The organism is Candidatus Nitrospira neomarina (assembly GCF_032051675.1).
Taxonomy (GTDB): Bacteria; Nitrospirota; Nitrospiria; order Nitrospirales; family UBA8639; genus Nitrospira_E; species Nitrospira_E neomarina.
In genome coordinates, this window is the sequence record NZ_CP116968.1 from 2,716,497 (window position 1) to 2,729,440 (window position 12,944).

General features: G+C 49.8%; 13 protein-coding genes. 10 read left to right on the top strand and 3 right to left on the bottom strand.

Annotation, left to right across the window (positions count from 1 at the left end):
- Positions 1–183: 183 nt before the first annotated feature.
- Both ccmA and PQG83_RS11645 read left to right on the top strand, forming a co-directional pair.
- The gene (gene ccmA, locus PQG83_RS11640; protein WP_312741115.1) at positions 184–858 is read left to right on the top strand and encodes a heme ABC exporter ATP-binding protein CcmA; all 675 of its coding nucleotides are present in this window, start codon (positions 184–186) and stop codon (positions 856–858) included.
- Entirely contained in the window at positions 845–1,522 is a 678-nt protein-coding gene (locus PQG83_RS11645) for a heme exporter protein CcmB (protein ID WP_312741117.1), read from the top strand. Before ccmA ends, PQG83_RS11645 begins: the two co-directional genes overlap by 14 nt.
- Before the next feature lie 558 nt (positions 1,523–2,080).
- On the opposite strand, the gene PQG83_RS11650 is transcribed toward PQG83_RS11645, so the two are convergent.
- Positions 2,081–3,754 carry a hypothetical protein gene (locus PQG83_RS11650; RefSeq protein WP_312741120.1) on the bottom strand — a complete coding sequence of 558 codons (1,674 nt, stop codon included), beginning with the start codon at positions 3,752–3,754 and terminating at the stop codon, positions 2,081–2,083.
- A gap of 516 nt (positions 3,755–4,270) precedes the next feature.
- Here PQG83_RS11650 and ccmC point away from each other — a divergent pair.
- The 7 genes from ccmC to PQG83_RS11685 are packed head-to-tail and all read left to right on the top strand — an operon-like array spanning position 4,271 to position 9,876.
- Positions 4,271–4,996 (top strand): heme ABC transporter permease CcmC, encoded by a 726-nt coding sequence (gene ccmC, locus PQG83_RS11655; RefSeq protein WP_312741123.1) that lies wholly within the window; start codon positions 4,271–4,273, stop codon positions 4,994–4,996.
- On the top strand, positions 4,993–5,505 hold the full coding sequence (locus tag PQG83_RS11660; RefSeq protein ID WP_312741125.1) for a cytochrome c maturation protein CcmE domain-containing protein: 513 nt from the start codon (positions 4,993–4,995) through the stop codon (positions 5,503–5,505). Before ccmC ends, PQG83_RS11660 begins: the two co-directional genes overlap by 4 nt.
- Positions 5,489–5,944, top strand: a complete 456-nt coding sequence (gene ccmE / locus PQG83_RS11665; RefSeq protein ID WP_312741128.1) for a cytochrome c maturation protein CcmE — start codon at positions 5,489–5,491, stop codon at positions 5,942–5,944. Before PQG83_RS11660 ends, ccmE begins: the two co-directional genes overlap by 17 nt.
- 18 nt (positions 5,945–5,962) lie before the next feature.
- Positions 5,963–7,912 carry a heme lyase CcmF/NrfE family subunit gene (locus PQG83_RS11670; protein ID WP_312741130.1) on the top strand — a complete coding sequence of 650 codons (1,950 nt, stop codon included), beginning with the start codon at positions 5,963–5,965 and terminating at the stop codon, positions 7,910–7,912.
- The gene (locus PQG83_RS11675) at positions 7,909–8,472 is read left to right on the top strand and encodes a redoxin domain-containing protein (RefSeq protein ID WP_312741132.1); all 564 of its coding nucleotides are present in this window, start codon (positions 7,909–7,911) and stop codon (positions 8,470–8,472) included. The genes PQG83_RS11670 and PQG83_RS11675 overlap by 4 nt, the downstream gene beginning before the upstream one ends.
- Entirely contained in the window at positions 8,472–8,936 is a 465-nt protein-coding gene (locus PQG83_RS11680) for a cytochrome c-type biogenesis protein (RefSeq protein ID WP_312741134.1), read from the top strand. The genes PQG83_RS11675 and PQG83_RS11680 overlap by 1 nt, the downstream gene beginning before the upstream one ends.
- 16 nt (positions 8,937–8,952) lie before the next feature.
- Entirely contained in the window at positions 8,953–9,876 is a 924-nt protein-coding gene (locus PQG83_RS11685) for a tetratricopeptide repeat protein (RefSeq protein WP_312741137.1), read from the top strand.
- 141 nt (positions 9,877–10,017) lie between these two features.
- Here the strand turns inward: PQG83_RS11685 and PQG83_RS11690 are convergent, their stop codons facing one another.
- Positions 10,018–10,896 (bottom strand): hypothetical protein, encoded by an 879-nt coding sequence (locus PQG83_RS11690; RefSeq protein WP_312741139.1) that lies wholly within the window; start codon positions 10,894–10,896, stop codon positions 10,018–10,020.
- Positions 10,897–11,140: 244 nt separating this feature from the next.
- Entirely contained in the window at positions 11,141–12,160 is a 1,020-nt protein-coding gene (locus tag PQG83_RS11695; protein ID WP_312741142.1) for a hypothetical protein, read from the bottom strand.
- 503 nt (positions 12,161–12,663) lie between these two features.
- Here PQG83_RS11695 and PQG83_RS11700 point away from each other — a divergent pair.
- Positions 12,664–12,906, top strand: a complete 243-nt coding sequence (locus tag PQG83_RS11700; RefSeq protein WP_312741145.1) for a type II toxin-antitoxin system Phd/YefM family antitoxin — start codon at positions 12,664–12,666, stop codon at positions 12,904–12,906.
- Positions 12,907–12,944 lie beyond the last annotated feature (38 nt).

Genomic DNA, 12,944 nt, shown 5'->3' on the forward strand with positions numbered 1-12,944 from the left:
AATTTATCCGGCAAGACCTTACGTAGCCGTGAACGAAACTCCCTATTCTGCGAGACTCGGGAAACTGTGAACGATAAAAGCCTATCGCTGGCGACTGTTTCCAACATCTTGTTACATTCCTAGACAACCTTCAAAACATTTCGTAGACTGCAAGGCTAACTTTTCCAAGTCTCTTACCATGACATGATCGCCATTCAGGTCAGCAATCTTTCCAAAGCCTACGGTTTCTATCGTATTTTTGAGGATCTGTCTTTTGACATTCATCCAGGAGAGTGTTTTGCCTTATTTGGCCCCAACGGGGCAGGAAAAACGACGTTGCTCAGGATTTTAGCCACCCTCCAAGCGCCTTCTCATGGTCAGTTTACCATTTTTGGCCAGGATGGCGTGGCACAGAAGGATACCGTTCGAGAAATCATCATGCTGATCGCCCACGGATCCCATTTATATGATGAACTCAGTGCCACCGAAAATCTTCAATTTGCCATGGGCCTGCGCGGGCAAACCCCATCTCCACCTCACATCAAACGGGCACTGGATCGAACCGGAATCGGGGCCTTTGCCGACCTCAAAATACGTCAATTTTCGGCCGGGATGAAAAAGCGATTGGATTTCGCCAAAACCATTCTGGCTCAGCCACAACTCCTTTTACTCGATGAGCCCTACAACGCCTTGGATCATGACGGGGTGGCTATCACCAACCAGCTCATTCAGGAAACGCTGGACCGCGACGGCACCGTGTTCATGACCACGCATGACCATGACAAGGCCACCCAAATCGCTACACGGGGCGGGATTCTCAAAGGCGGACACCTTCAACTTCTCTCCCCTGAGCAACTCACCACTGATGCCATTTTTTAAAACAATTCGCTGGGTCGTCTGGAAGGACCTGATCAGTGAATGGCGGACACGGGAAACCATGTCGTCGATGTTGTTCTTTGCCCTCATTGTCATTCTGGTATTTAGCTTCAGCTTTTCCATGGACCAGGATGCGGCACGTCAACTGATTGCGGGAATAATCTGGGTGGCCTTTACCTTTACGGGCATTATCGGCTTAGGAAAATCCTTCACCTCGGAACTGCAAAACGATTGTCTGGAGTCCCTGCAAATGTGCCCCGCTCCCAAGGGCGCCATTTATCTCGGAAAAGTCGCGGCCAATTTCCTCTTCATGCTCTCAGTCGAAATCCTCTTATTCCCCTTGTTCGTCTTATTCTTTAATCTGGATGTCTTTGAAGCCGTCGGAATCCTCTTGATTATATTTTTTCTGGCCACCTTGGGATTATCGGCCGTCGGCACGCTCTTTTCAGCCTTAACCGTGCAGATTCGAGCCCGGGAGGTCATGCTCCCCGTTCTCCTTCTGCCCCTGGCCGTTCCGGTCATGATTGCCGCCGTAGAAGCCACACGCGGAGCCTTAAGTGGCGATCCATTTTCTTTTTACTCGCAATGGCTCCAACTCTTAATCATTTTTGACATTATTTTCACCGTACTCTCATTCTGGCTGTTTGAATTCATATTAGATTCGTAAGTGTCCACAGCCCGTTCATCAGCACAATCCTGCTCCCGCTTTCAACCGATCTAAATGCCATCTTTATCGAAATAATCATCCTCAGCAAATCCCCTACCCGCCAACATCCGGCCCTCCACCACCCCGACATCACAATGCTTCACAACATTGATAACACCAGTGAACTTCCCCTCGCGAACCGGTGCGGGTCATCACGAGGCCTCCCATCAGTCTGAAATAAAGGACCAACCCGAGGGAACGGAAAGATTGTTGTAGAGGTCAAAACAGGACAAGACAACACGGGAAAGTCGGCCAATCTATCTATTCACTTTGACCAAATCGGAGGCGGAGGCGGGTTGATACCGATCAGCCGAAAGGGGCACAGGGAAACGCTTCAGTGATTAACTGAGTACCCTTTAATCTTACATACCAAATCCTTTTTCCGGCAAAGCATTCAAACGGATTCTCGCTGGAGGGAATAACCTTCCAAAAGAATGTAATCCTCCTAGTCGGCCTCGCATCATGCGATCCTCCTGGCTCACGGCCGCCAATGTGGCGCGACCATAGGGACAGAAGAGGTCAATTCGTCAATTCCAAGGGCAGTGTGTTGGAGAAACGATTCTGGCCATTGAACTGTGTGTTGACTTGAACGGGGTAGGTGCCTGCGGCCAAAGTCAAATTACCTAGGGTGACTTTGATCGTCATGTTATCCATGAGATCGACATTCGTGCCGAGGTTGATCGGCTGTCCGCCAATAAGCACCGCCGTCACGCTGCCAGGATACAGAAACTCCCCGGTGATTGTGACCTGACCGCCATCCTTCTGGACCATGGCCGGGTTGAGGTTCGTCAGGTGCGGCGGCGAGACCGTCCATGCTGAGAATGGGTAAGTGACATTACAGTTACGGAACCATTCAATTTCGTCGAAAATTGACCCGCCACTGTTAAGGTTAAGGATGCCGTAGGCATTGAGCCAGGTGATTTGTCCGCTGCCCGTCCCGCCATGTGGATAGGCGTCCTGTGGTATGAACCACGTCCAAGTCGGCGAATAAGAATAGGAGAATCCTGGAGTAAAATTTTGTGGGATAAATTCCCAGGTAGGCGATAGGTCTACTGAAACGTTCTTAATAGTCGTCGCAGGCATGCTGTAGGTCGTTGATTGGCCAGACGTTATGGAGCCACCCGCTGTAACGTTAGGACCATCCGAATCCACCCCAATCGATCCGCTTACTGTAGTGCTTGAGTCGTTGGTGTATGAGGTTTCAACAGTTGTCACGGTTTGGGGGTCTGTAAATTCGAGACCGGATATGGACTCATCAATCTTGTCACCCGAAGATGCCTCTACCAGTGTGGACTGATAAGCGGCCGCGAGAAACGCGTTCCCTGCCGTGGGATTAGCCGTCATGTATTGCTGAACAAGGTAGTAGTCCGCGCCAGGAGAACTGCAGGAGCCACAACCCATATCCGAAAAATTTCGCATTCCGTAGACATAGACATCCAGCTCGGCAGACCCTCCAGCAAGTCCCTTCGCTCCAGTGCCGCTGTCTTTGAAGCTACAATGCGTCGCGGTGGCGAGGTCCGTCAGGAACGTGGTCGGGTCGCTTGTCTCGCTGACATTGCCCTCACGAGGCTGTGGTGGACTCGCCGCAAAACGCTCGCGTAACCAAGCGCGATCCGTAGCTCGGTCCTGACGCCGGCCGAGACCATTCAGGCAAAAGGAGGAACTCTGCTCGGGGACTCTGGTGACGGACTGTTGTAATCCATAGAGCGGAATCCGTGTTTGCCCCGGTTGTGGAGTGCAATTGACCTCCTGCCCCGGACGCAGCAGCCGGTGGAAGGTGCGTGCTTCATCTTGGGTCGCGCCGACGATGGCGACTGTCTTGCCGACCTGGTGGGCCTCTCTCATTACAGCAATCGTCCCCGGGTCGTCGAGGTCTTGTGATGCGATCACCACATGCGTCGGGAAGTGCTCGGATGGGTTTTCCCCAATCGGAAGCAGCAGATAATCGCGGCGCAGCAGATCAAGCGCGGCACTCTCAACAACGTCAGAGACCTGGATGATATTGCCTGCCTCGCACAGGTTGCGTGCTTCCAAACCATGGTTGTCGCAGGAGGCTCCCTTTTTCTTACAATGCCCCTTACCTTCTTCCCACCCTGTGCACCGCTTCGCGGGGGAACCCCCCTCTGCCGCGACGGTTCCCGTGATGAGGAAAACACAAAATCCGACCAACCCAATTCTCATGAGGTCTCGCATGGCGTCCTTTCCTCTTGCTGGATCCCTTCTTCGCCCTGGCTTTACCCAGCGTTTGGTTTCTTGTCAAAATTGTGAAGATTGATAGCAAAAGATTAAAAAAAGAAAAAAATTCTTATGTCGCACAATAAAACGGCGTCTCGGATCTCCTCTTTTGTCTCCGGCCCGATTGAAGAAATATGCCGATGATTCGACGGTCATATAGATTTAGGCTTCTCTGGATATATCATCCATAGTCAACGTTGAGTTGGGGGAAGTCAATTCCACCTATTGACTTATTTATTGACATTGGCCTTATTCATCCTCATCTTGGCCCCGTGCATGGCGCAGAATGCCTTCATTACCTACCTTAGGGCGAAGCTAATATCCAGTAATGATGAAGAGAGGTCATCTGATTCATTGTCATGCAACATGTGCTAGAACTTTATTAGGTTGTTTTAATGACCCAGATCCTTATCAGCAGCATTTGAAGGAGTTAGCCCTTCCCTCCGTCGGGTTATCCGTTTTACAATGCCCAACATGATCAATCGCATTATTCGTCAGATTCAACGCTATAAAGGATGGTTTGGCGGAGGGGCCGCTCTCTGCATCTTTTTAGGCTTGTATATCGGCTTGCTCGCCTCACCGCCTGATTATTATCAAGGAGAACTGGTCCGGATCATGTATGTGCATGTGCCCCTGGCTCACACAAGCACGTTGGCCTATTCCGTATTATTTTTCGGGAGTATCTGGTATTTGTGGAAACGGGATCCGCTTGTGGATAACATGTGCCAGGCCTCGGCGAGCATTTGTGCCCTATTTACCTCACTTGCCCTCGTCACAGGTTCGATCTGGGCAAAGCCCACATGGAACACCTGGTGGACCTGGGACCCACGCCTCGTCTCGTTTACGGTGCTCCTCTTGATTTTAGGGGGGTACATCATGCTTCGGCGCCTCGTGGATGACCAGGCGCAGGGCGGGCGCTATGCGGCAATTCTGGCCATTGTCGGAGGCATCGATCTGCCCATCATAAAATTTTCGGTGGAATGGTGGAGAACACTCCACCAACCCATGTCGTTCTCTACCAGAGGAGTCAGCATTTCAGAAGACATTCTGGTACCCCTGACGTTAATGAGCATCGGCTGTTGGTTATTGTTTGCCTATATGGTAATGGTCCGCACTCAAATTTTGTACTTGACTGACTTATTGCATGCCAAAAAAGGTCGATTTCTCAGTCAGACCCATTTTTCTCAGACGACTCCATGACCGGGTTATATACACGCTGGGCGTTGATTCTGGTGGCAACCCTCCTTCTCGCCATCCTGACCTATCAGCACTACCAGCAAAACTTATCCACATTGTCCATGGGAACGCTCTTGAGCAGTCCTCCGGTCACCCAACCGGTCAGGATACAAGGGATGGTCAAAAGTGGTACCTTGCAGGGTGACGTGGAACATGGGCAGGCCACATTTGAATTTGTGGATGGGGCAGCCAGCCTTACTGTGGAATACCAGGGTCCTCCACTGGAAAACATTCGCGAATTAAAAACCCTCGTTCTCATCGGGCGCTGGGACAGCCAGGCACAGATTTTTCGCGCGCAAGACACGGCGTTGATTAATAATTTTGGATTTGTGGCCGCCGCCTATCTGATTTCCGTCCTGGCCTTGGGGTGGATGGTATTTGCCATGAGCCAAAGAGTCATGGTTTTATTTAAAGAGATCAAAGAATCCAAACTTTACGAACCAGAGGCAGACTCCCTTGGGTACAAAGAATAAAAAAATCGCCATCATTGTCAGCATACTCCTTGTTGCCGGTTCGCTTGGGTATCTCGCGTTTGGGAATTTCGGGGAAAATATTGTGTACTTCGTGACCCCCTCTGAGGTAAAAGCCTTTACCGCCGAAGCCTACAGCAAAAAAGTTCGTGTGGGTGGCATGGTGGTCAAAGGCAGTCTCAAAACCCAACCCGAGCCGGTAGGTCTGACCTTTGAGCTCACAGATGGTGCCGCCACGATTCCTGTCGCGTTTCAGGGTATTCCCCCGGACCTGTTTAAAGAGGGACAAGGGGCGGTGGTGGAAGGCCAATGGCGTGACGGCCGGACCTTTCATTCCACGATGATCATGGCCAAGCATTCCGAGGACTACATGCCCATGGAACTCAAACGAGCGGGTGTGGAACTTCCCAAAAAAGATTTCATGAAAACCCTCTCGCCCTAACCCTGTTCGCCATTCTCTATGATTATTGAAATTGGACATTTTTCGACCATTGTTGCCCTGGTGCTGTCAGTCTTTGGCATGGCCAGCGCCGTACTGGCCCTCCAAACCCGCAACCCCGATTGGGCCCGCTCCGGGCGCATGGCCATCACCCTCATCTTCGTTCTGCTGGGCGTGGGCATGCTTTCCCTGGTCTATGCCTTTATCATACGGGACTTCTCGGTTCTCTATGTCGCCAACAATTCCAATTCCAAACTCCCGTTTTTCTATACGGTCGCGGCGGTCTGGGGCGGGCATGAAGGCTCGCTTTTACTCTGGGTCTTCATTCTTTCCGTCTTCAGCACCCTGGCCGTCTGGCTGCATTGGCGCACCCAGCCCGCCATCATGCCGTATTTGATTGGCGTGGAATCGGCCATCATCTTCGGATTTTTATGTTTAATTGTTTTTCTCTCCAGTCCGTTTGAACGGCTCCTACCCGTTCCCCTCGATGGCAAAGACCTGAATCCGTTGCTGCAAGACCCAGCGATGGTCATGCACCCCCCCATGCTCTATATGGGTTATGTGGGATTTTCCATTCCATTTTCCTTTGCCATGGCGGCCTTATTTTCCGGGCGATTGGGAGAAGAATGGATCAAGGTCACGCAGCGATGGAGCATGTTCGCCTGGATGTGCCTGACGACCGGCATTCTGCTCGGCGGCTATTGGGCCTACTATGAACTGGGCTGGGGTGGGTATTGGGGCTGGGACCCCGTTGAAAACGCCTCGTTTATGCCCTGGCTGGTGGGCACCGCCTATCTGCATTCGGTTCTGGTGCAGGAAAAGCGGAAAATGTTCAAAGTCTGGAATTTATTCCTCATCATTGTCACGTTTTCTTTGTCCCTGATCGGGACCTTTCTCGTGCGAAGCGGCGTGCTCACTTCCGTCCATTCCTTTGCCACGGATCCTGAGCGTGGTCTCTATATTCTTATATTCGTCGGCACGGTCATCGGAATTGCCTTCGGCGCGTTAATCCTCAGATCCAATAAATTAAAATCGCAGGTTGAGATGGATTCGCTGGTTTCCCGTGAATCGATCTTCCTCTTTAATAATTTATTCTTTCTGGTGGCAGCCGCCACGGTCTTTCTGGGCACCCTCTATCCATTAATTCTCGAAACGTTGCAGGATGCCAAGGTGACCGTCGGGCCGCCCTATTACAATGCGGTATTTATGCCCATTGCCCTTGGACTGTTATTTCTCATGGGTATCGGCCCCTACATCCCATGGCGGAAAGCCTCCGTGGCGAGCCTGAAAAAAAGTTTCTCCACACCACTTTTAGCAGGAGCGGTCATCGTTGTCCTGCTGTTTGTAACCGGCATTCACAACCTCTATGCCCTGGCAGGAGGGTATGTGGTGGCCTTCGCCGGCATGGCGATCGTCATGGACTTTGGGAAAATTTCGCAACTGTATGCACAGCGGAACGGGAGTAATATCTTCCAGGGAAGTCTGGCGGCCTTTACCGCCAACCAACGACGCTATGCCAGCATGCTCACCCATATCGGAGTCCTCGTCTTAGTTGTCGGCATCATCGCCTCCACCGTGTATCAAACGGAAAAAGTCGTCTCGATGCGCGTGGGAGACGAATTCGAAATCGGGGCCTATCGCATGAAACTGGCAAAAATTCATGAAGTGGCCGGCGGAAACTGGAATGCGCAGGAGGGAGTCTTTCAAGTCTTTAAGGGAGAGGATTTGATCACCGAACTCCGGCCCCAAAAGCGAATCTATTCGGCCACCCAAACGCCTACCACTGAATCGGCCATTTATGCCACCAACATGGGGCACGTCTTTCTGACCATGCCGGAAGTGTCCGAGGACGGTGTGGCCGTCGCGCGTGGCGTGCTCAATCCGCTGGTTCTGTGGGTATGGGGAGGCGGTGTCATCATGGGCCTCGGCGTAATTTTGAATATTCTCCGCCCGCGAAAGAAAGAAGAATGAGCAAAGGCTGGCAATTAACCCTCATCCTCTGCCTTATAGGATTGTTCGCCTTGTTTTATCAGGGTCTCTGGGGAGATCCACGACATATCCCCACGGTCCTTATTGAGACCGATGCGCCCAACTTTGAAGGACCGGATGTTGAAACCGGACAGACCATCTCTCTGGAGCAATTCAAGGGAAAAGTGGTTCTGCTCAATTTCTGGGCCTCATGGTGCTATGAATGCAAGGTAGAGCACAAAAGCATCTTACAGCTTCATCAACTCTTTAAAGATAATCCCGACTTCGTGATGCTGGGCGTGAATTATCAAGACGAACTACCTGATGCCCAAAAGTATTTACAGGAATACGGCTCAACGTTTTCCCATGTCCGCGACCTCAAAGGACAATTGGCCATTGATTACGGAGTCTATGGGGTACCCGAAACTTTTGTGATTGATCAACAGGGAAAAATCCGCCATAAATGGGTCGGCCCGATTACCGGTGAGGTATATACCAACATCACACAAAAAGTCATTGCCCCGTTGCTCAATGCTCAGCCGACCACAACCACGACATCCTAATGTCCATCCGACTTACCTGGTGCCTTGCGGCTCTCTTAACGATTCCTCTTCCGCTGTTCGCTACCGTGCAGGATGAGACGGACGTCGACATTCAGGTCCGGGAAATTGCCAAAACCCTCCGCTGCACGGTCTGCCAAACAGAGAATATTTGGGAGTCGGGCGCTCCATTGGCCCAACAGATGCGGGGAGTGATTCGTGATCGGATCGCCCTGGGGCACAGCACGGAAGAGATTCGCGCCTATTTCCTCAGCCGCTATGGTGACTATATTCTCATGGAACCCCCAAAGCATGGTGTCAATTGGCTCATCTGGGTGGCTCCGTTTCTCCTGCTGATCATCGGGGGATTTTTTCTCTACAAGGAAGTGACTCACTGGGTCCGTGATACACCCACTCCGCCCAGCCAACCTGAACCGCCATTGGACGATCAGGCTCGAAAACGTATCGAGCGTGAACTCAAGTCCTGAATAGTCTCAATCCCCTATGTCGACGCTCGCCATTTTCGTGATTCCGTTTGTGATCATCCTGGGGATCGTGCTTGTCTCCCTGACCCTTCCGTTTTGGCGGCGGGATCCTTCACCCGTTTCCTTTGGCCTGGACGATGACCGTGCCCAGGAACTTCTTGACCTTCAAATCGAACGAGAAACCGTGGTCCGTTCTCTACAGGACCTCGAATTAGAACTTTCACAGGGGAGGATGGACCCGTCCGACTATGAACGGTTGAAGGCCACAGACGAACGCCGCCTACTCAGTCTGTTAGACCGCCTGGATACCTTCAAGGACACAGTTCACGACGAAACCAGCGAACACCAACCGGCAGCCTCGAAACGAATCAATTGGGTTCCGACCATCGCCTCTGGCTTGGTGGTCTTACTGGCCTCCATCGGCATTTACAGCGCGCTTCAATTCAAGGCCGCACAAAAATTAATGGCCGTCGAAGCCCAAATGGGCGGGGGCCCGAATCCGATGGAGATGGTCGCCAAACTGGAAAAACGCCTCAAAGACAACCCCGATGACCTGCAGGGCCAGATCATGGCCGGACGATCCTACATGGCCTTAAATCGAATGCCTGAAGCCAAAAAGGCATGGGAAAAAGCCTTAGAGCTGGACCCGAAACAGCATGAAGCCCACTTCAATTTAGGAGTGATCCAGATCGAAACGCGTCAAATTGACGATCCGGAAATTTTCAAACAGGCTCTCGCACATTTTGACATGGTTCTGGCCGACCTACCCAATCAACCCGCCGTCAATTGGTATCGGGGTTTAGCCTTGTGGTATTTGAATCGCCGCCAGGAAACCGATGCCGCCTGGACTCTCGCCGCACAAAACATGGAGCCCGGTACCAAGGACATGGAGTTCGTTAAAGACGCACTCGTCAAACTCCGCGCCGGTGAAGTTCCGTTTTAATTATTCTTTTCGGTTCCTCGCACTTCCAAAAATCTTGCCCATTGCTTACCACAAGTGGCCATCCAATCCTCGCTTCAAAAGTATCCTTTTTTTTAAAAAAGCGTGAACTCAAGACCTTTTCCCATAGGACCAGGGAAAATTTCACGCTTCCACTGGATGCGAAAATAGCGAAGCAGAAGAATTCCAATTAGTGAGTTCTCTGAAGGCAAACGAGATCACTGCTACTTCAACTGGAGTAAAAATAAACCATACGAAAGAACTAATGTAGGAACTGAACATGGGGAATTCAGAGAGTCCGATGAAAGGCAAAACATGTTTAAGATTCCCTACAATCAGTAGGAGAAAGCCAACTAAAACTGCCATGCGCCAACCATTATGTTTTGTTTGCTTCCATGACCAACTTAAGCTTGGTCGATGATCAATGGCAATAGCAGGAAACACTAAACTCCAGCGACCAAGAATGTAGAGGAAAGGGCTCAGAAATACTCCATACATAAACAAAAACTCAGCCAGGGTTTTAATCCAAACACTATTCAAATAGACATTATCCATTTCCGGTGAGAAGAACCCGGCGAGGGCCCCTATCCCTATTAGGGTTATGCCTGGAAAGATAAATAAAAATGCTCCCGTATACACCACAATAATCCAGGCAAAAAACCTCCATTCCCCTGATGCAAAAATCAATCGAAGATTGGGACATTTTCCCCCGTTATCAATAAGAATTGAACGATGACAATTAATAGCTAACATCACAAAAACCAAAGTGCTTGGTGTCGACGCCAAAAATATTATCGAACAATATTGCATCACCATCAGCACATTAGGCCAAGCATCAACTTCCCCTTCTTCCTCAATTTTTACGAATGGATCGACTAAATCTGTTAATCCGGAAAGGAATGCACCAACAACGATCCAACCCCAAAGTGCCCGACGCTGATCCCACGCAAAACTAAAAGCTTCTCGAGTAATGGGCAAAACTTTGAGTGGTTTAGGAGAAGGGTTAAGTTGAAGAGTGTTCATAAAGGCAAAAACGCCGTTAATTTGAGGCGATGGATTTTCCAACTAATATCGGTTAATCCGAATCCCCTCTGGAGAATACATAGATTTTTTTGGCTAAGGTGTTGTGGAGAGAACAGTAAAATGAAGAGACCAGACACATGGCAAAGCCCCCTCATCAAACTTCGAGACGGCCAAGTCCCGTTTTAATCCTACAATCCAACAGTAACGCATTCCTCCTTCATTAAATAGAATCCATTTCTACTTTTCACGAACCGCCTTCGGAAACTAATGGGGGTTTGGGGTGTAAAAAATGAGGATTTAACTGAAGATCAGACACAATATGTTCGGCTATTTCGCCATATGCATTATCCAGATTTGACTTCAGCAACCATCCATCCGCATCAGACCACTCATCATAGGTATAGGGACCTTTATCTACCTGGATGTCTTCTTCCATGATGGTGGCTTTGAGTGCATCAGACACTATCCATTTTACGTTTATTCTTAACGTCAATTCTTCGGGTCCATCCGTCGGTCCTTGAAAAAGCTGCAGGTGCAGAGGGGTTATCTGAATAAACCCATCAAAGGGGCGCTTATTTAAGCCGAATTCAAAGGTCTCCCGCTTTTCATTGAGTCTGGTTTTGTCAATCTTTTCCTGAAGGGAATCGCTGCGTAACCTCCTTCCCTTACTTATTAACTGTTTCCAAATAGCCTGAACCACATTTTGTTTGACCAATTCAAAACCTTTCCGAACGGTCTCCTCCTCCACAAAATAACTCAGTGATCCAATCGTTCCCCCCATCACCCATCCGACGCTGGTCCCCCCTATAACCCCTCCCCCGCATAAAAGAGCGAAGGGCAAGGCACCCTCACACGACCCCCTGCACTGTCCTACAATCACCATAGGCAAACAAAACACCTTTCCAATCGTAAAGCCAAGATGCCCCCCTAAACGCCCCCCGCGTTTCATCCCCTTCCACCCCAATTCAGCCCATTCCTGAGATTTCAGAAGAGGGCTTTCCCAAAAAATAATTTTTGGGTCATTCTCCAGTTCCTCTTTTGCTGGCACGATGACGATAATAGGTTCATTTTCCCTTGAGTCATCGTCCAGCAACCCGATATTCGTTGGAAATGTTGCAAGTTTTTCCTCCTGAACGTTCAAGTGGGCATCTGTTGGTCCACCCGGAAAAATCAACGATCCACATCCAGAGATATTCAAAAAAAGAAAACTTCCAAAAGTATAAAAGCAAAAAGATATCGGCAGCCGAAGGATGGATCGTTCCATATTTAATCTCAATTTTTCCTTCCATCAAACCATAGGCAACCAAGACCGATTTTAGGACTAACCTGGATCCGTAGCAGAAAACCCGGCAGTAGACGCAAAACTAGTAAAAACACCCTCGTTCATCTCCACACCAGCCAGAAACCGTTTTACTTTTTACTGCGGGGTCACCATTTTTTTGGCACCGTATCCTCTACAGGCCCCATGCAAAACTCAAATTTTCCCGAATAATGGGCCAGGTTTTAAGTGGAGAAAGGTTGAGTGACAGAATGTCCATAAAAGCGAAAGGAGTCAAAAATCGAGCCCTGGCACTTTCCATTTAGTATCGGTTAATCCGAATCGCGGATGGAGAAGACTTGGCATTTCTGCCTGAATTGTGAAGAAGAACAGTAAAATATGAGAGCAGGCACATGGGAAAAACGCCCTCTGTCTACTGAACACATCACAAAGAGTTCAACTAATTAGCCAGAGTTGAATTAGTTCATGTTATAGTTCAATTTTAAACTATGCTTAAACTCAACATTCACGAAGCCAAAATTCACCTTTCTCGCTATCTGGACAAACTCAAAAATGGCGAAACAATTCTTCTGTGTAAGCACAAACCAGTGGCCGAAATCAGAGGGTTACCAACGCCTCTCTCACCCAAACGACCCATTGGCCTAGCCAACGGTCAATTCACCATTCCCGATAGCTTTTTCGAACCCCTACCCGACGAACTGCTCAAAGCCCGTTCCGGACAATCCGAGTGAAGGTTCTGCTGGATACACCTGCACATTTTCTGTGGATC

Coding starts and splice junctions, on each gene's coding strand:
- PQG83_RS11685 (WP_312741137.1), top strand. CDS start 8,953: ATGTCGACGCTCGCCATTTTCGTGATTCCGTTTGTGATCATCCTGGGG.
- PQG83_RS11675 (WP_312741132.1), top strand. CDS start 7,909: ATGAGCAAAGGCTGGCAATTAACCCTCATCCTCTGCCTTATAGGATTG.
- PQG83_RS11695 (WP_312741142.1), bottom strand. CDS start 12,160: ATGGAACGATCCATCCTTCGGCTGCCGATATCTTTTTGCTTTTATACT.
- PQG83_RS11680 (WP_312741134.1), top strand. CDS start 8,472: ATGTCCATCCGACTTACCTGGTGCCTTGCGGCTCTCTTAACGATTCCT.
- PQG83_RS11650 (WP_312741120.1), bottom strand. CDS start 3,754: ATGCGAGACCTCATGAGAATTGGGTTGGTCGGATTTTGTGTTTTCCTC.
- PQG83_RS11700 (WP_312741145.1), top strand. CDS start 12,664: ATGCTTAAACTCAACATTCACGAAGCCAAAATTCACCTTTCTCGCTAT.
- PQG83_RS11670 (WP_312741130.1), top strand. CDS start 5,963: ATGATTATTGAAATTGGACATTTTTCGACCATTGTTGCCCTGGTGCTG.
- PQG83_RS11645 (WP_312741117.1), top strand. CDS start 845: ATGCCATTTTTTAAAACAATTCGCTGGGTCGTCTGGAAGGACCTGATC.
- ccmC (WP_312741123.1), top strand. CDS start 4,271: ATGATCAATCGCATTATTCGTCAGATTCAACGCTATAAAGGATGGTTT.
- ccmA (WP_312741115.1), top strand. CDS start 184: ATGATCGCCATTCAGGTCAGCAATCTTTCCAAAGCCTACGGTTTCTAT.
- PQG83_RS11660 (WP_312741125.1), top strand. CDS start 4,993: ATGACCGGGTTATATACACGCTGGGCGTTGATTCTGGTGGCAACCCTC.
- PQG83_RS11690 (WP_312741139.1), bottom strand. CDS start 10,896: ATGAACACTCTTCAACTTAACCCTTCTCCTAAACCACTCAAAGTTTTG.